This is a genomic window from Roseovarius sp. A46, from assembly GCF_004126395.1.
GTDB classification, from domain to species: Bacteria; Pseudomonadota; Alphaproteobacteria; order Rhodobacterales; family Rhodobacteraceae; genus Roseovarius; species Roseovarius nitratireducens.
Window position 1 is genome coordinate 20446 of the sequence record NZ_PVWS01000018.1, and the last position, 15399, is coordinate 35844.

Consider the following 15399-nt stretch of genomic DNA (forward strand, 5'->3'; position numbering starts at 1 on the left):
GCTCTCCTGTGGTCCCGGGGCTGGGGCACGTTATGGGGATGATAGGCGCGGCTGGCAAGCGGACGAGCCGCCGCAGCCGCCCATTAACCACACGTTCACCAATGCCGGGCCATGCTTCCGGCAAACGGAGCAAGAAGGGATCACTAGCATGCGCGATCGCGACAGTCTCGCCCCCCGCCCCGCACAGGGCACCGCGCGCCCGCTTCTGGGCATGACCGTCCTCGTGGTGGAGGACAGCCGCTTCGCCTCCGAGGCGCTGCGGATCATGTGCCTGCGCAGCGGCGCGCGCATCCGCCGCGCCGACAGCCTCGGGGCGGCGTGGCGCCACCTGCAGGTCTACCGCCCCTCGGTCATCCTCGTCGATGCCGGGTTGCCTGACGGGTCGGGGTTGGGTCTCGTGGCTTCGCTTGCACAGGCTAGGCCGCGGATCGGCACGATTCTGGCGATGAGCGGCACACCCGGCATGGCCGAGGCCGCGCGGGAGTCGGGGGCGGACGGGTTCCTCGCCAAGCCGCTCGACCGCCTTGATCTGTTTCAGGCCGAAATCCTGCAGCATCTACCGCCGGGTCATGGCACGCCGGGGCCGCGCGCGCTCGCACCTGATCGCATCGCACCGGACCCTCTCGCCTATCGCGACGACCTTGACCAGATGCGCGACCTGCTCGGCGACAAACCCGACGATGCGGCGCTGAGCTATGCCGCGCAGTTCCTCTCTGGCGTGGCGCGCGATGCGGGCGACAGCACGCTCGCCCGCGCGGCCAGAGGGCTCACCGGCCCCGACGCAACCTCTTGCCTCGCCCATGTCATGGGTCTGATTGACCGGCGGCTCGCCGAACGGGCCGCGCTCTGAGCTGATGGTGCGCGGCGCAAGGGGAGAGGTGTCGACCCCCGGTCAGTTGTGGCCTTGAGCGGACCTTCAGGACACTCCCCCGCACGGCTCAGCGCCGGATAGTACGACTGCGCCAGGTCAAATCCACCTCCGAGGGAGATCGTCTCCGACGACGTCTCACACCCCTCATGCCGCTGTCATGCCGCACGCGTCATCGCCAGCGCAGTGGCCTCGTATGACTTCAAAACCGGCCAGAGCGGGCGGGGATGTTCGGGAAGGCGCGCGCGGTTGAGCCCGGCCAGAAGGCTCATCGACACGATCTCGGGCTTGCGCCGTATCCGCCCCAGGTACAGGCTCTCGGTGCGCGTCCCCACGGCCTCGATCTCCTCGTGTTCCGGCAGCACCAGCCCGTGATAGCAGGTGAGCGGCCCCGCCTCTGCATAGACGGCGGCCGATCCGTTGACGAGGTGACAGGCCGCGACCAGCACCGCCTCCGAGCCGAAGAGGTATTCCACGTCCGAGCCGCCGATGACCAGCCTCTGATGCGGCGCAACCACGATATCGGCGCGCAGACCGAAATATGGCGCGCGCAACCGCACGGGCCGAAAACTGCCCGCTGACGGCACGCTGCGCCACAGCCGGTGCAGCACCGGCACCACCGCCCCGCCGGTGCCGCGCACGCAATCGCCACGCCGCAACCGTCCCGCTTCGACATATCCCCCCGGGGTGCGCACAGGCACCTCGCCCACAAGCCCCGGCATCGGCCCGACCGGCTCGACCTCGTCGGAGAGCGCCGCAAAGATAACTTCCGGGTCAAGATGCCGCTGCCGTGGGTCGGTGAACGCCGTGCGCAGGTCGGCTAGCGGCATGGGATGCGGTGGCGGCACGGTGATGCTGCGCACCCCGATGATCCCGGGCCGTTCCAGCGACAGCCGCCCCCAACGCCCCGGGGCATCCCAGCTATAGCTGATGCGCAGGCTGTCGCTGCGGTCATCGGGCCGGAACGGCAGGATGGCGTGGCGGACGTCGCGCTCCTGCGTCTCGACAAGCGCCACGCCGCCCGATGGCAAGAGTTGCAGCGAGAAGCCACCGTTCCACGGATGCGTGCGCCCGAAGGACAAGAGCGTCTGCGGCCGCCGACCGATCGCGGGGCGTGTCTCCAGAAGCAGCGTGCCGCGCGGCAGCAGCGCGGTCGGATCGGCGGTTTGCGGCCCCTGACGCCCCGTATCGCCGATCCCGCGGGGGGCAAATTGCCCGCCATCGCGACCGGTCAGCGCGATCCAGCCCATCTCAGGCCGCCTGCCCCGGATGCAACAGAAGTCGCGCCTCGAAGGGCCGCAGCGTGCGCCGCGCTGCCGGGCTGTAGCCCGCCCCGGTCGCCGGGTCGATCTCGGGAAAGAGCGCGCATATCTCGGCGACGATGCCGGCCTCGAAACACTGCGCCGTCTGCGGCCCCGGCAGGAAACTCTCGGTAGCGAGTCCGCCCGACCAGATCACCTGATGCCGGTCGAACATCAGGTGAACATAGGTGACCTCGCCCCCCGCGACGCGACGCACCGTTCGGTCGTTGACCAGGTCGCGCGCCGCAACCAGCACCTCGCTCTCACCAAACAAAAGCTCGGCCAGCGCATCGCGCACCAGCACCCTGTGCAGCGGCGAAAGCCACGTCTCGTCATGCCGCCCGAACGTGTCTGCGGCGATGCGGATCGGCGCGAACGCGCCCGTCGCCGCCACTGTCCGGCTGCCGGTCCAACGCAGTGGCTGCGCCCCTTGGTCGCGGGTGAGCACCAGATCGCCGGGCTGCAATTCCTCAACCGGCACATCGCCCTCTGGCGTGCGGATGCGCGTTCCGGCGACGAAGCAAGGCACCGAATCGACCGTGACAAACCCGGTATCGGACGGTCCGGTGCTGCTCTCCACCCCGTAGGTAAAGGTAAACTGCTCGGTGTCGCCATCGCCGATCGCCGTTACCGTGCCATCGGCGTTGAGCTGGATTTGCTGCCCCGAGGACAGCGTCACCACGTCACCTGCCGCCACCGCCTGCCCATTGAGATGGGTGATCGTCAGCGTGCCGCCGGTGTCGTTGACATCATTGCCCAGCACATCGATGACGCGCGATCCGTCGGGAAAAAGCGTGGCGCTGTCATCCTGCGCCACCAGTGCGGTCTGCGCACTGTCCGCCGCGATCAGCACGGTGGAATCGTAGCTGCTGTCGGCGACATCGGCGATGCCGATGCGGATATCGTTCTCCTCGCCCGCATTGACGGGGATGGTTAGCGAGAGGGTGAGCGTGACCCCGTCCATCTCGGTGTTGAACTGGTCGGAGGTGTTGTCCTGGAAAAGGTTCCCGTTGGTACCTCCGTTAATGTTGCCCGGGTCGATATCGCCATTCCCCAGAGACAGCGGCACCAGATCGCCATTGACCCAGACCCCAAAGAAATCCTGGAACGCGCTCGATGCGAATTCGGGGTATTCCTCCGAGGCAAAGACAAACTGCATCGTCATCACGTTACCGGTGGGCACGAAGGTAACGTCGAGATAGGAGGCGTCATAGGTGAACGTGCCCGCGGCGGCGTTGAAATCGCTCACGCCGTTCGGCCCGCTGGAGTTGGTCGTGGCGCTACTCGACAGGTTGGACTGGAACGGGTTGTCGTTGGTGAAACCGCGCAGGTCGCCGGTCGAGAACATCACGCCCGTATCGCCCGGCACCACGCCCGGAGAGATCGCGTTGCCGTCGGTGTAGATGCCCGAGGAATCACGGTCCCCGGTGTAATTCGCGCTGAGGATCGTGACCCCGTCACCGAAGATGGTCTCGGCCATCTCCATGTCGGAGGCCTTGCGATCAATCGGAAGTTCTACACCTGCAACCATGTCCTGCCCACCTCGTTCAGGGGAGGCAGGATGCGCGGCTTTGACGTGTCCAGAATGCCGCAACGCATCGCCAGGATGACGTGCCGCCGGTCTATCCAATCTGGGTCCGCCCGTCCGTTTTCCGGATCTTCGAACCCCGTCTCCGCTCGTCTCGACCTGCCTCGGTCTTTGTTTTATCAAGTGATAGCAAATCTTTCCCGTATTGTTAAGGTTTATCCGTTCGTCTTGCCATTTGCACCAACGCGCGATCCGCGCTAGGCGACGCGCATCGCAAGCAAAGGTCCGGCCATGTCTTCGTCCCCTCTCGATCCCGCGCGCCTCACCGCCGATCTCATTCGCTGCCCCTCGGTTACGCCCGAAGAGGGCGGTGCGTTGCGGTTACTGGATGATATCCTGACCGGCGCGGGCTTTGCCTGCACCCGCGTGAACCGCGGCGGGATCGCCAATCTGTTCGCCCGCTGGGGGCCAAAGGGCGCGGAGCGGTCGTTCGGGTTCAATGGGCACACCGATGTGGTCCCCGTGGGCGACGAGGCTGCGTGGTCGGTGCCGCCGTTCGGCGCGGTGGAAAAGGACGGGATGCTCTGGGGGCGCGGGGCGACAGACATGAAGTCCGGCGTCGCTGCCTTCGTCGCCGCGGCTGTGGATTTCGTGGTCGAGACGCCACCCGACGGCGCGGTTATCCTCGCCATCACCGGCGACGAGGAGGGGGACGCCGTGGACGGCACGCGCGCCCTGCTCGACTGGATGGACGAGAATGACGAGCGCATGAGCGCCTGCATCGTGGGCGAGCCCACCTGCCCTGATCGCATGGGCGAGATGATCAAGATCGGGCGGCGCGGCTCGCTCTCGGCCTGGATCACGCTCACCGGTGTGCAGGGCCATTCCGCCTATCCGCACCGGGCGAAGAACCCCCTGCCCGCCATGGCCCGATTGATGGACCGGCTGGCCTCGCACACACTTGACGAGGGCACCGAGCATTTCGACCCCTCGACGCTGGCCGTCGTCACCATCGACACCGGCAACCCGGCCACCAACGTGATCCCAGGCCAATGCCGCGCCACGGTCAATATCCGCTTCAACGACGCCCATGACAGTGCAAGCCTCATCGCCTGGATACAGGCGGAGATCGGGCGAGTGGCGGCTGAATTCGGCGTCACTGGCGAGATGCAGGTCAAGGTCTCGGGCGAGTCGTTCCTCACGCCCCCCGGCCCGCTCTCCGATCTGGTGGCACGCGCGGTCGAGGCGGAAACAGGCGCCACGCCAGTGCTGTCGACCACTGGCGGCACCTCGGATGCGCGGTTTGTAAAGGATCACTGTCCGGTGGTGGAATTCGGCCTTGTCGGCCAGACCATGCACCAGGTGGACGAGCGGGTGGAGATTGACCAGATACACCAACTCAAGGCAATCTATACACAGATTTTACGCGATTACTTCACATGACGCGACAATCCCTCGTCGTGATGGTCAAGGAGCCGCACCCGGGCCGCGTCAAGACACGGCTGGGGCGTGAGCTGGGGATGATCGCCGCCGCCTGGTGGTTCCGCCATCAGGTCGCCCGCCTGCTGCGCCGGGTGGAAGACCCGCGCTGGCGACTGGTGCTGGCGGTCAGCCCCGATGCGGAGGGGCTGGCGAGCCGCGTCTGGCCCGCGCACCTGCCGCGCATGCCCCAGGGCAAGGGCGATCTCGGGGACCGGATGCGGCGCATCTTCCGTAGCCTGCCGCCGGGGCCCGTGTGCATCGTCGGCGCAGATATTCCCGGAATCGACCGGCCACACATCGCCCGCGCCTTTGCCGCGCTCGGGGGGCATGACGCGGTGATCGGCCCGGCACCGGATGGCGGCTACTGGCTTATCGGGCTCAAGCGGACGACGACGGTGCCCGCCCGGCTGTTCGAGGGTGTGCGATGGTCGAGTGCTCATGCCCGCGCCGATACGGTCGCAAGCTTGGGGCGATGCCGTGTGGCGCTCGTCGATACGCTGAGCGACGTGGATGAGGCCCGCGACCTCAGCCCCGCAGCCGCCCAAAGACCAGCCGCAAGATTTCCACCAGCCCCTGCGCGTCCGCCCCGGTAAAGGCTGCGGGCCGATCGCTGTCGATATCCAGCACGGCGATGATATCCCCCGACCCATCTCGTACCGGCAACACGATCTCCGAACGGGTCGAGGAAGCGCAGGCGATATGGCCGGGAAAGGCGTCCACGTCATCGACAAGCTGCACGTCGCCGGTCCGCGCCGCCGCCCCGCAGACCCCGCGCGAGAACGGGATTTGCAGGCAGCCATGCCCGCCCTGGTAGGGCCCGATCTTGAGCATTTCCGGCCCGGTGACGCGGTAAAAGCCCGTCCAGTCGAACCGGTCATCGGCATGGTGCAGTTCGCAGACCAGGGTAGCCATGAGCGCGACCGCGTCCGTCTCGCCCTCGGTCAGCGCCGCGATGGTCTTGATGATGCTGTCGTAATCTATGGTCATTGCGGCGGTATGCCATGTCGCGCGCGAGGGCGCCAGTGACCCGGTTGCTTCCCGGCCCTCTCCCGTGGCAGGCCCGCGCCCCGAGAACCGAACCGATGCCCATCCAAGGAGTGACCATGCCCCGCCTGACCCTCCAGCGCAACGTGACCCGCGATCTTGCCCCGCTGGCCCGCCTTCTGAGCGATCCCGACGACCTGACCCTCGTCAATCCGCATGCCGCTCATCCCTTCGATCCGGGCGAATGGGCGATGAAATGGGTGGGCGAGCGCGACGATGAGACCTTCTACCTGCTCGACGAGGACGGGCGCGAGGTGGGCTTCTTCGCGCTGCGCGTGGGCATCGGCCCGGAGGTGCGGCACCTGACCTACGTCTTCGTCGAGGAACGGATGAGGGGCGGCACGGGTGAGGAACTGGCCCGACTCGCCGAGGAGGCGGCGCAGGACCTCGGCGCGCTGTCGATAACGCTCAAGGTCGAGTTGGAGAACGAAGTGGCGCTCAACCTCTACCGCAAGGCAGGATACGAGGAACTGTCGCGCCGCGGCGGCATGGCCACGATGCGGCGCGATCTGGACGGTTAGGCGCGCTCGATGGCGATGGCCGTGCCCTCGCCCCCACCGATGCAGATGGCGGCCACGCCGCGCTTCAGCCCCCGCGTTTCCAGCGCATTCAGCAGCGTCACCATGATCCGCGCACCCGAAGCCCCGATCGGATGGCCCAGCGCGCAGGCCCCGCCGTTGACGTTGACCCGCTCGCGCGGCAGCCCCATCTCGTGCATGAACGCCATCGGCACCACGGCAAACGCCTCGTTGACCTCCCACAGATCCACATCCTCGACGCCCCAGCCCAGGCGCTTGAGCAGCTTCTGCGCCGCCGGCACCGGCGCGGTGGTGAACCAGCCCGGCGCCTGCGCGTGGCTCGCGTGACCGAGGATGCGCGCGCGAACGTTCAAACCCTGCGACTCCGCCGACTCCGCCGAGGCAAGCACCAACGCCGCCGCTCCGTCGCTGATCGAGGAGGAATTGGCGGCCGTCACCGTGCCGCCCTCGCGGAACGCCGGCTTGAGCTGCGGGATCTTGTCGGGCCGCGCCTTGGCGGGCTGTTCGTCGGCGGAGATCACCACCTCGCCCTTTCGGGTCTTGAGCGTTACCGGAGTGATCTCGCCTTCGAAGGCGCCGGATTTCTGCGCGTCGAGCGCTCCTTGCAGCGAGCCTATGGCGTACTCGTCCTGTGCCTCGCGGGTAAACTGGAACTTTTCGGCGCAGTCCTCGGCAAAGGTCCCCATCAGGCGGCCCTTGTCATAGGCGTCCTCGAGCCCATCGAGAAACATGTGATCTACCACCTGCGCGTGCCCGATCCGCGCGCCACCGCGCATCTTGGGCAGCAGGTAAGGTGCGCAAGACATAGATTCCATGCCACCCGCGATCATGGTTTCGGCGTGACCGAGGGCGATCTGGTCAAAGGCCATCATCGCCGCCTTCATCCCCGAACCGCACATCTTGTTGAGCGTTGTGGCAGGCACCTCCTGGCCCAAGCCCCCGGCAAAGCCCGCCTGCCGCGCCGGAGCCTGCCCCTGCCCTGCCGGCAGCACGCAGCCCATGAGCACCTCGTCCACGGTCTCTATTCCGGCCCCAGCCAGGGCGGCCCGGATCGCGGTGCCTCCCAGTTCGGCGGCAGGCACCCCGTCGAAATCGCCCTGAAATCCGCCCATCGGCGTGCGCGCCGCACCGGCGATCACAACTTCACGCATTGTCACTCCTCCTTGGGAACCCCGACCCGTGCTTACCGGATGGAAAGGAATCGGGTCTAGCCTCCCGTGTAATACTACGTAGCGTACCGGAGGAACGATGGAACTGCACGAAACCTGCCATGATGGGTTCAAGACCGTCTCCGTCACGGAGGCGCGGATCGACGCCGCCGCCGCCATCCGCTTCAAGGACGCCATGCGCGCAGTTACCGCCGACGGCCCAGACCACGTCGTGCTCGATCTGTCGAACGTGGATTTCGTCGATTCCAGCGGACTCGGTGCCATCGTCGCCGCGATGAAGCAAATGGGACAGGGGCGGCGGCTCGATCTCGCAGGGATGACACCGGACGTGGCCAAGGTCTTTCGGCTGACACGGATGGACACCGTCTTTGTCATCCACGACCGCGTCGATGGCGCGACGCAGCGTGACGCGGGCTGAGCGGTGCGGTGCGGCGGGGGCGGCAGCACAATGCGCGCCCGCGCGGCACCGGGACCGAACCAGCGCATGAGCGCGGGGTTCCACATGAACGCGGTGGCCGACGAGATGTCGGTGCGCGCCCTGCTGGTCGACATGCGCGCGCGGCTCCGTGAGCACGGACTAACGGAGGCCGCGTGCAGCACGGTGGAAATCGTGCTCGCCGAAGCCCTCAATAACATCGTGGAACATGCCTATACCGGTGCGGGTGCAGGCGAGATCGGCCTGCACGCCGTGCTCGCCCCCGACAGCCTCACTTGCACGCTAAGCGATCAGGGCGCGGCGCTGCCAGCGCCGCACCTGCCCGCCGGATATGGGCGCTCGCGCGGATGCGCTTCCCGAGGGTGGATTTGGCTGGTTTCTGATCCGCAGCCTGACGCGCGACGTGCACTACGCGCGCGAGGTCGACACCAACCGACTTACGCTGTGTTTCGATCTGCCGGAACCTGACGGCGGGTATCGCTGACGCCCCAACCCTGCGCAACTGTCGCGTGTGTCCGTCTCAATATCACCTTATTCAGACCCAACTGCCGCCGCACGCGGATCGGACAAGGGCAGGGTAGCTTCATATGGCTTCCCTCGGCGTCGCGTGTCATTGCCCCCACCCAGTGCGCGACGTCGAGGTCTTCACTCTCCCGACACGGCATTGGCATTCTTCGCGACCCATCCTAGGGTGCGTCCGAATCGCAAAATCGGGGAGGCAGACCATGCGCGACTTCCATCTTCCAGGGCGCTCGGGCACCTATGCGGCCAACGGCATGTGCGCGACCTCGCACCCGCTCGCGGCGCGCACCGCCATAGACATTCTCGAACGCGGCGGCAACGCGATGGATGCCGCCATTGCCGGCGCCGTGCTGCTGGGCATCTGCGAGCCGCAGATGACCGGGATCGGCGGCGACTGCTTTGTACTCTTCACCAACCCCGGCGAACCGCGCGTCCGCGGGCTCAACGGCTCCGGGCGCGCGCCCGCCGCGGCCTCGGCCGCCGCGCTGCGCGCTCAAGGCAACACCAGCGTGCCGCTCCATAGCCCCCATGCCGTCACCGTTCCCTGTGCCATCGACGCATTCTGCCGACTGAGCGCGGATCACGGTCGTCTCGGGCTCGACACGCTGCTCGCCCCAGCGATCCACTATGCCGAGGAGGGCGTGCCGGTCGCGCCGCGCGTGGCTTTCGACTGGCCAGTGGCGGGCAAAGCGCTTCAGGGGCACGCGATGACGCATTACATGAAAGCCGGGCAACCGCTGGCGACCGGCGATATCTTTCATGCCCCGGGTCAGGCCGAGGTGCTGCGCCGCATCGCCCGTGACGGGCGCGCCGCCTTCTACGAGGGCGAGGTGGCCGACGACATGCTCGCCGCGCTCCACGCGCTGGACGGGGTCCACACGCAAGAAGATTTCGCGGCCGCCGCCAGCAATTATTCCGACCCGGTGAACGGTGATTACAAGGGCACGACGCTGGTCGAGCACCCGCCCAACGGGCAGGGCGCGACGGCGATCCTGTTGCTCAACATCCTGCGCCATTTCGACATCGCGGCGATGGATCTGGGTAGTGCCGAGCGCATCCATATCGAGGCCGAGGCCACCAAGCTCGCCTATGACGCGCGCAACCGGTTCATCGCCGATCCCGATCATACCGCGCGGCTCGACCACATGCTCGCCCCCGAGACCGCCGCGCGCCTCGCCGCGCTGATCGACCCGCGCCGCGCCATGCCGGCCGCTGCACCGCTGACGGAGGCCGTGCACCGCGACACCGTCTACATCACCGTGGTTGATCGCGACCGCATGGCAGTGTCATTCATCTACTCGATCTTCCACGGCTTCGGGTCCGGCATCGCGTCGGAGAAATTCGGCATCCTGCTGCAGAATCGCGGTGCGGGCTTCTCGCTCGAGGCTGGCCACCCCAACGAGATGGCGGGCGGCAAGCGCCCGATGCACACGATCATCCCCGCCATGCTGGCCGAGAACGGGCGCGTGACCATGCCCTTCGGCGTAATGGGTGGCGGCTATCAGCCCGCGGGCCACGCGCGGCTGGTGTCCAACATGGTGGATTTCGGCATGGACGTGCAGGCCGCCATCGACGCGCCGCGCGCCTTTGCCGATCCCACCGGCCTCAAGCTCGAGCGCGGGCACGCGCCGGGCGTGGCGCAGGCGCTCGCTGATCTCGGGCACGAGGTAATCGTCCCGCGCGAGCCGTTGGGCGGAGCGCAGGCGATCCGCATCCATGACAGCGGAGTGCTCGAGGGCGGCAGCGACGCGCGAAAGGACGGCTGCGCGCTGGGATACTGAGCGATAGGGCGGATATACCGCCCGCGCCTCAATTCAGCTGGAAATGCAACGGGTAGTATCCGTCCTCGAACGGCCCGAACAGGTCGGGGATGTCGGGATGGTCCACCGGCTCGCCGGAATAGTCAGCGACGAGGTTCTGCTCGCTCACATAGGCCACGTAATAGCTCTGATCGTTCTCGGCGAGCAGGTGGTAGAAGGGTTGCTCGCGCGACGGGCGGCTATCCTCGGGGATAGCGGCATACCATTCCTCGGTATTCGAGAATTCCGGATCCACGTCAAAGATCACCCCCCGAAAGGGATGCTTCTTGTGCCGAACCACCTGTCCGAGCGCGTATTTCGCCTGAGTCTTGATCATCGCCATTGCCCTAACACAGATATTTACCGCTGCAAGCGGGCTTTGTCCAACCATGCGCCGAAACGAGCCGGAAACAGTCTGTGGACGACCGTGCGACAGGCCTTGGGCACGGGGAATTCGGGATTCCCCCGGATGCGCAATTCGGCTACATTGACAAAAAACGTCAAATCGAAAGCGAGAGGCAGATGAGCAGGATTTTCGGTGCGCTTCTGGCGCTCTTGGTGCTGGCGTCCTGTGGCGGCGGCTACGGCGAGGCACCGCGCAATCTCGACAATGCCTGCGCCATCCTGGGCGAGCGGCCCGAGTACGCCCGCGCCTTTCAGGCGTCCGCGCGCCGTTGGGGAATCCCCGCGCATGTGCAGATGGCAACGATCTACCAGGAGAGCAAGTTCATCAGCGACGCGCGCACGCCCTATCGCTGGACGCTCGGCGTGATTCCTCGGGGGCGGATAAGTTCCGCCTATGGATACAGCCAGGCGCTCGACGGGACGTGGGAAGAATACAAGCGCGATGCAGGGCGCTGGGGCGCGCGGCGCACGGATATCTTCGATTCGGCGGATTTCATCGGCTGGTACATGGCCAAGTCCTCCGAGAGGCTAGGGATTTCGCGCGCCGACGCGCGCAGCCAGTATCTCGCCTATCACGAGGGACGCACCGGGTTTTCCCGCGGCAACCACAATTCCAAGCCGTGGCTCTTGCGCGTCGCCGCCGAGGTCGACGCACGGGCCCAGCGTTACCGCGCGCAGATGTCGGCATGCCGTGCCGGGCGCGGCCTCGTCTGAGGGCGCGGGCGGCGCGCGTTCAGGGCTGGATGCGCGGCGTATCGCTGGTGCCGGGGATGACAAATTGCTCGTCGGCCAGGCGCACGTCGCGCTTCAGGTCACCCAGGATCACTGTGGTGCTGCCGCCATTGGCATCGTTGATGACCCATTGGCGCAACTCCACCGGATCGGCGGTAAAGACGAGATCGATGCTGCCGTATTCCGGATGAGCGGGATCCTGCGCGCGCACGGTGGTGGTCACCCCGTCGCTTGCATGACCCACAACCATGCGCTCGCGCGTGAGATCGACATTGCGCGCGAGGATGATCTTGAGCGGCGTACGGTGGAGCGGGTAGCCCTGCTTCTCGTTTGAGCGTGGATCGACGATGCCCACCGTGTCGCCATCGGCCACTACCAGTGCCTCCTCGGGCGGGTCATACTCGAAGCGCACGCGCCCCGGGCGCTTGAGCAGGATGCGCCCGGTGCTGATCGAGCCATCCTCGTTCACCTGCGTGAATTGCCCTTCTGCGGTCCGCAGACCGTTGAGATAGGATGAAATCTCACCCAGCGAGAGCTTCTCCGCCGCCGCCGGCAGCGCCATCGCCGCCCAGAGGACGGGAACCATCAGGATACGCAACTGTCTCATGCCCTCCAGATAAGCGGCCCCGCGCCGGATTACACCTGCGCGGGGCGGAATTTCTGCGCGCGCTGGCGGCAGCCTGCCTATTGCGGCTCAGGCACCAACACCTCGCGCTTGCCCACATGGTTGGCGGCGCTGACCACGCCCTCGTCTTCCATCTGCTCCACCAGCCGCGCAGCCTTGTTATAGCCAATAGCCAGCTTGCGCTGGATATACGAGGTCGAGCATTTGCGGTCGCGCGCCACGATCGCCACCGCCTGATCATAGAGCGCGTCTTCGCCGTCGGTATTGCCGCCAGTGGCAAGCCCCAGCTTGGCGTCGATGGAATCGGCCGTATCGTCATCGGGGCCCTGCAACACGCTGCCCACGTATTCCGGCGGGCCATAGGCCTTGAGGTGGCTCACGACCTCCTCCACCTCCTCGTCGCTGACAAAAGGCGCGTGACAACGGGTGATCCGCCCGCCCCCGGCCATGTAGAGCATATCGCCCATGCCCAGAAGTTGCTCGGCCCCCTGCTCGCCCAGGATGGTGCGGCTGTCGATCTTCGACGTCACCTGAAAGCTGATTCTTGTGGGAAAATTGGCCTTGATCGTGCCGGTGATCACATCGACCGAGGGGCGCTGCGTGGCCATGATGAGGTGGATTCCGCTTGCCCGCGCCATCTGCGCCAGGCGCTGGATGCAGGCCTCGATCTCCTTGCCCGCCACCATCATCAAGTCGGCCATCTCGTCGACGATCACCACGATATAGGGTATCCGCTCGGGCGCGAACTCTTCCGTCTCGAAAACCGGCTCGCCGGTCTCGTCGTCAAAGCCCGTCTGCACCGTGCGGCTGAACATCTCTCCCTTCTTCAGCGCCTCGTCCACGCGGGCGTTGTAGCCGTCGATGTTGCGCACCCCCATCTTGGACATCTTGCGATAGCGGTCCTCCATCTCGGCCACCACCCATTTGAGCGCCACCACGGCCTTCTTGGGGTCGGTGACGACGGGGCTCAGGAGGTGCGGGATACCGTCATAGACGCTCAGCTCCAGCATCTTGGGGTCGATCATGATGAGCCGGCATTCATCGGGCGTGAGCTTGTAGAGCAGGCTCAGAATCATCGTATTGATCGCCACGGACTTGCCCGAGCCGGTGGTGCCAGCAATCAGGAGGTGCGGCATCTTGGAGAGGTTGGCGACCATCGGATCGCCGCCGATATCCTTGCCAAGTGCCAGCGGCAGCTTCTGATGACCGTCGCCATAGGCGCGGCTCGACAATATCTCGCGGAAATTGACCATCTCACGGTTGTCATTGGGCAGTTCGATCCCGATCACCGACCGCCCCGGCACCGTCGAAACCCGCGCCGACAGCGCCGCCATCGACCGCGCGATGTCATCGGCGAGCCCGATTACCCGGCTCGCCTTGAGGCCCGGCGCGGGCTCCAATTCGTACATGGTGACCACGGGTCCGGGGCGCACGCTAACGATCTCGCCCTTGACGCCGTAGTCGTCGAGCACGTTCTCCAGCATCCGCGCGTTTTCCTCCAGCGCGTCGTCGCTCAGGTGATGGCGCTGCACGGTCGCCGGATCGGTCAGAAGCGACAGCGGCGGCAGTTCGTAATCCGGTGCCTCGGCGGCAAAGGGCAGCGCAGGCTGCGCCTCGGCCATAGCGCGCGCCGAGGGCTGCGGAGCCTTGCGCGGCGGGTGTTGCACCACTTTGCGCGGCTCGGGCACGGGGATGCGCGGACGCTCCGCCGAACCCGGCGTAGCGTCCATCTCGGACATACCCATCTCCGGCATGTCCGGCTCGACGAGCGTGGTTTCCTCTTCGGGCGCGGGCGGCATAGTCAGACCGGTGGCCTCGCGCGCCGTGAGCGGCGGCTCGGGCGGCAGCGGTGCATGAGGTGCGCCGTTCAGGAGCAGCGGGTCGGGCCCGCGACCGCGGCCCATGGTCAGCGGCGCGACCGATTCCACCTGCACCGCCGGATTCTTCCGCATGCGTGTACGGATCACGTCTGCGATGCGCGCGCGAATGCGGTCTTCGGGCGGGGCATCGGCCGCCTCGGCCCCGGCCTCGCGCTCTACAAGCTCTGGTTCGGGCATCGCCTCGGGCCTGCGTAACAAGCCGGGCATCCGCGCCAGTAGCCCACCGGATTTTTCCGTTGCGGCGGCGGTGGCGGTACCGCCAAGGGTTGGCTCGGCGCGGCGCACGCGGGCCGCAGCCTGAGCCTGCCCGGCTTGCGGGGCGGCCTCCACCCGATTCTCCTGCGCCTGCGCCGCGGCCTCCGCGCGGCGGGCTCGCACAGCCTGACCGGCGCCGACGAGGCCGCTAATGCCACGCGCGGCCATGGCCCGCAGCCCCGCGTAGGTCAGCACCGATCCAAGCACGAGGAACCGCCCAATCCGCCGCAGCTCGCCCCCATCAAAGCCCAGCACGAAGGAACCTGCGGCTAGTACCAGCGCGCCCAGCCCCAGCGTCGAGAGCCGCAGACCCAGCCCCGGCCCGACCGGAAGGAGGCCCAGCAGCGTACCCAGGACCGTGTCACCGAACAACCCGCCAAGGCCAAAGCTGTGATGCGCGGCCCAGGTTTCGGACGGGGCCAGCGTCGCGCAGTAGAGCGACAGAATCGCCACCCAGACCGGCGCGAAGATGAGTCGACCGGGCGCGCGCTCGCCACCCAGATGCATCACGAGCCGCGCCCCCCAGACAAGTGGCAGGATCACCAGCCCCCAGGCCCCAAGGCCGATGATCATGTAGAGCGGGGCCGCGACCGACGCCCCGGGCGCGCCTAGCAGGTTGTCGACCGGCCCGTCGGTCGCCGCCATCCAGCTCGGATCTGTGGGAGTGTATGAATACACGGTCGCCCCGACGACCACCGCGAAGCCCAGCAGCATGAGACCGATCAGTTCCCTACCGCGCTTGCCCAGGGCCTGTGCCACAGTGCTGTCGATAAGCGGCTCGCGCCCACGTGTCTGGTATGCCATCTCGTCCTCG

Annotated in this window: 15 protein-coding genes; 8 read left to right on the forward strand and 7 right to left on the reverse strand. The window is 66.8% G+C overall.

Going from position 1 to position 15399, the window contains the following annotated elements; genetic code table 11:
- Positions 1-148 precede the first annotated feature (148 nt).
- Positions 149-850 (forward strand): response regulator, encoded by a 702-nt coding sequence (locus C6W92_RS10850; RefSeq protein ID WP_129432989.1) that lies wholly within the window; start codon positions 149-151, stop codon positions 848-850.
- 176 nt (positions 851-1026) lie between these two features.
- On the opposite strand, the gene C6W92_RS10855 is transcribed toward C6W92_RS10850, so the two are convergent.
- The gene (locus C6W92_RS10855; protein WP_129432991.1) at positions 1027-2118 is read right to left on the reverse strand and encodes a Hint domain-containing protein; all 1092 of its coding nucleotides are present in this window, start codon (positions 2116-2118) and stop codon (positions 1027-1029) included.
- Between the two features lies 1 nt (position 2119).
- Positions 2120-3700, reverse strand: a complete 1581-nt coding sequence (locus tag C6W92_RS10860; RefSeq protein WP_129432993.1) for a Hint domain-containing protein — start codon at positions 3698-3700, stop codon at positions 2120-2122.
- Positions 3701-3988: 288 nt separating this feature from the next.
- Here C6W92_RS10860 and dapE point away from each other — a divergent pair, with 288 nt between their 5' ends.
- Positions 3989-5140 carry a succinyl-diaminopimelate desuccinylase gene (dapE, locus tag C6W92_RS10865; protein WP_129432995.1) on the forward strand — a complete coding sequence of 384 codons (1152 nt, stop codon included), beginning with the start codon at positions 3989-3991 and terminating at the stop codon, positions 5138-5140.
- A complete protein-coding gene (locus tag C6W92_RS10870) occupies positions 5137-5772 on the forward strand; it encodes a TIGR04282 family arsenosugar biosynthesis glycosyltransferase (RefSeq protein ID WP_129432997.1) in 636 nt (211 codons plus the stop codon). The genes dapE and C6W92_RS10870 overlap by 4 nt, the downstream gene beginning before the upstream one ends.
- Here the strand turns inward: C6W92_RS10870 and C6W92_RS10875 are convergent.
- Positions 5705-6166 (reverse strand): GAF domain-containing protein, encoded by a 462-nt coding sequence (locus C6W92_RS10875; protein WP_129432999.1) that lies wholly within the window; start codon positions 6164-6166, stop codon positions 5705-5707. The genes C6W92_RS10870 and C6W92_RS10875 overlap by 68 nt on opposite strands.
- Positions 6167-6282: 116 nt before the next feature.
- Here C6W92_RS10875 and C6W92_RS10880 point away from each other — a divergent pair, with 116 nt between their 5' ends.
- Entirely contained in the window at positions 6283-6744 is a 462-nt protein-coding gene (locus C6W92_RS10880; RefSeq protein ID WP_129433001.1) for a GNAT family N-acetyltransferase, read from the forward strand.
- On the opposite strand, the gene C6W92_RS10885 is transcribed toward C6W92_RS10880, so the two are convergent.
- The gene (locus tag C6W92_RS10885; RefSeq protein ID WP_129433003.1) at positions 6741-7913 is read right to left on the reverse strand and encodes an acetyl-CoA C-acyltransferase; all 1173 of its coding nucleotides are present in this window, start codon (positions 7911-7913) and stop codon (positions 6741-6743) included. The two genes, C6W92_RS10880 and C6W92_RS10885, sit on opposite strands and share 4 nt — an antisense overlap.
- A gap of 97 nt (positions 7914-8010) precedes the next feature.
- On the opposite strand from C6W92_RS10885, the gene C6W92_RS10890 reads away from it, so the two are divergent.
- The 3 genes from C6W92_RS10890 to C6W92_RS10900 all read left to right on the forward strand — a co-directional run bounded on the left by C6W92_RS10890 (position 8011) and on the right by C6W92_RS10900 (position 10670).
- Positions 8011-8349 (forward strand): STAS domain-containing protein, encoded by a 339-nt coding sequence (locus tag C6W92_RS10890; protein WP_129433005.1) that lies wholly within the window; start codon positions 8011-8013, stop codon positions 8347-8349.
- Between the two features lie 66 nt (positions 8350-8415).
- Positions 8416-8835: an ATP-binding protein gene (locus tag C6W92_RS10895; RefSeq protein ID WP_164989216.1), complete on the forward strand. Its 420-nt coding sequence runs from the start codon at positions 8416-8418 to the stop codon at positions 8833-8835.
- A gap of 257 nt (positions 8836-9092) precedes the next feature.
- Positions 9093-10670 carry a gamma-glutamyltransferase family protein gene (locus tag C6W92_RS10900; RefSeq protein ID WP_129433009.1) on the forward strand — a complete coding sequence of 526 codons (1578 nt, stop codon included), beginning with the start codon at positions 9093-9095 and terminating at the stop codon, positions 10668-10670.
- 28 nt (positions 10671-10698) lie between these two features.
- Here the strand turns inward: C6W92_RS10900 and hspQ are convergent, their stop codons facing one another.
- Positions 10699-11025 carry a heat shock protein HspQ gene (gene hspQ, locus C6W92_RS10905; protein WP_104019936.1) on the reverse strand — a complete coding sequence of 109 codons (327 nt, stop codon included), beginning with the start codon at positions 11023-11025 and terminating at the stop codon, positions 10699-10701.
- A 185-nt stretch (positions 11026-11210) separates the two neighbouring features.
- Between hspQ and C6W92_RS10910 the strand changes: the two genes are divergently transcribed.
- On the forward strand, positions 11211-11807 hold the full coding sequence (locus tag C6W92_RS10910) for a lytic transglycosylase (RefSeq protein ID WP_129433011.1): 597 nt from the start codon (positions 11211-11213) through the stop codon (positions 11805-11807).
- Positions 11808-11826: 19 nt separating this feature from the next.
- Here C6W92_RS10910 and C6W92_RS10915 read toward each other — a convergent pair whose 3' ends face one another.
- A complete protein-coding gene (locus tag C6W92_RS10915; RefSeq protein WP_129433013.1) occupies positions 11827-12432 on the reverse strand; it encodes an outer membrane lipoprotein carrier protein LolA in 606 nt (201 codons plus the stop codon).
- Positions 12433-12509: 77 nt separating this feature from the next.
- Positions 12510-15389, reverse strand: coding sequence for a DNA translocase FtsK (locus C6W92_RS10920; RefSeq protein WP_129433080.1), 2880 nt, complete (start codon positions 15387-15389; stop codon positions 12510-12512).
- Positions 15390-15399 lie beyond the last annotated feature (10 nt).

Excerpts from the sequence above, each read along its gene's own strand:
- C6W92_RS10850 (WP_129432989.1), top strand. The coding sequence starts at position 149 with ATGCGCGATCGCGACAGTCTCGCCCCCCGCCCCGCACAGGGCACCGCG.
- C6W92_RS10855 (WP_129432991.1), bottom strand. The coding sequence starts at position 2,118 with ATGGGCTGGATCGCGCTGACCGGTCGCGATGGCGGGCAATTTGCCCCC.
- C6W92_RS10860 (WP_129432993.1), bottom strand. The coding sequence starts at position 3,700 with ATGGTTGCAGGTGTAGAACTTCCGATTGATCGCAAGGCCTCCGACATG.
- dapE (WP_129432995.1), top strand. The coding sequence starts at position 3,989 with ATGTCTTCGTCCCCTCTCGATCCCGCGCGCCTCACCGCCGATCTCATT.
- C6W92_RS10870 (WP_129432997.1), top strand. The coding sequence starts at position 5,137 with ATGACGCGACAATCCCTCGTCGTGATGGTCAAGGAGCCGCACCCGGGC.
- C6W92_RS10875 (WP_129432999.1), bottom strand. The coding sequence starts at position 6,166 with ATGACCATAGATTACGACAGCATCATCAAGACCATCGCGGCGCTGACC.
- C6W92_RS10880 (WP_129433001.1), top strand. The coding sequence starts at position 6,283 with ATGCCCCGCCTGACCCTCCAGCGCAACGTGACCCGCGATCTTGCCCCG.
- C6W92_RS10885 (WP_129433003.1), bottom strand. The coding sequence starts at position 7,913 with ATGCGTGAAGTTGTGATCGCCGGTGCGGCGCGCACGCCGATGGGCGGA.
- C6W92_RS10890 (WP_129433005.1), top strand. The coding sequence starts at position 8,011 with ATGGAACTGCACGAAACCTGCCATGATGGGTTCAAGACCGTCTCCGTC.
- C6W92_RS10895 (WP_164989216.1), top strand. The coding sequence starts at position 8,416 with ATGAGCGCGGGGTTCCACATGAACGCGGTGGCCGACGAGATGTCGGTG.
- C6W92_RS10900 (WP_129433009.1), top strand. The coding sequence starts at position 9,093 with ATGCGCGACTTCCATCTTCCAGGGCGCTCGGGCACCTATGCGGCCAAC.
- hspQ (WP_104019936.1), bottom strand. The coding sequence starts at position 11,025 with ATGATCAAGACTCAGGCGAAATACGCGCTCGGACAGGTGGTTCGGCAC.
- C6W92_RS10910 (WP_129433011.1), top strand. The coding sequence starts at position 11,211 with ATGAGCAGGATTTTCGGTGCGCTTCTGGCGCTCTTGGTGCTGGCGTCC.
- C6W92_RS10915 (WP_129433013.1), bottom strand. The coding sequence starts at position 12,432 with ATGAGACAGTTGCGTATCCTGATGGTTCCCGTCCTCTGGGCGGCGATG.
- C6W92_RS10920 (WP_129433080.1), bottom strand. The coding sequence starts at position 15,389 with ATGGCATACCAGACACGTGGGCGCGAGCCGCTTATCGACAGCACTGTG.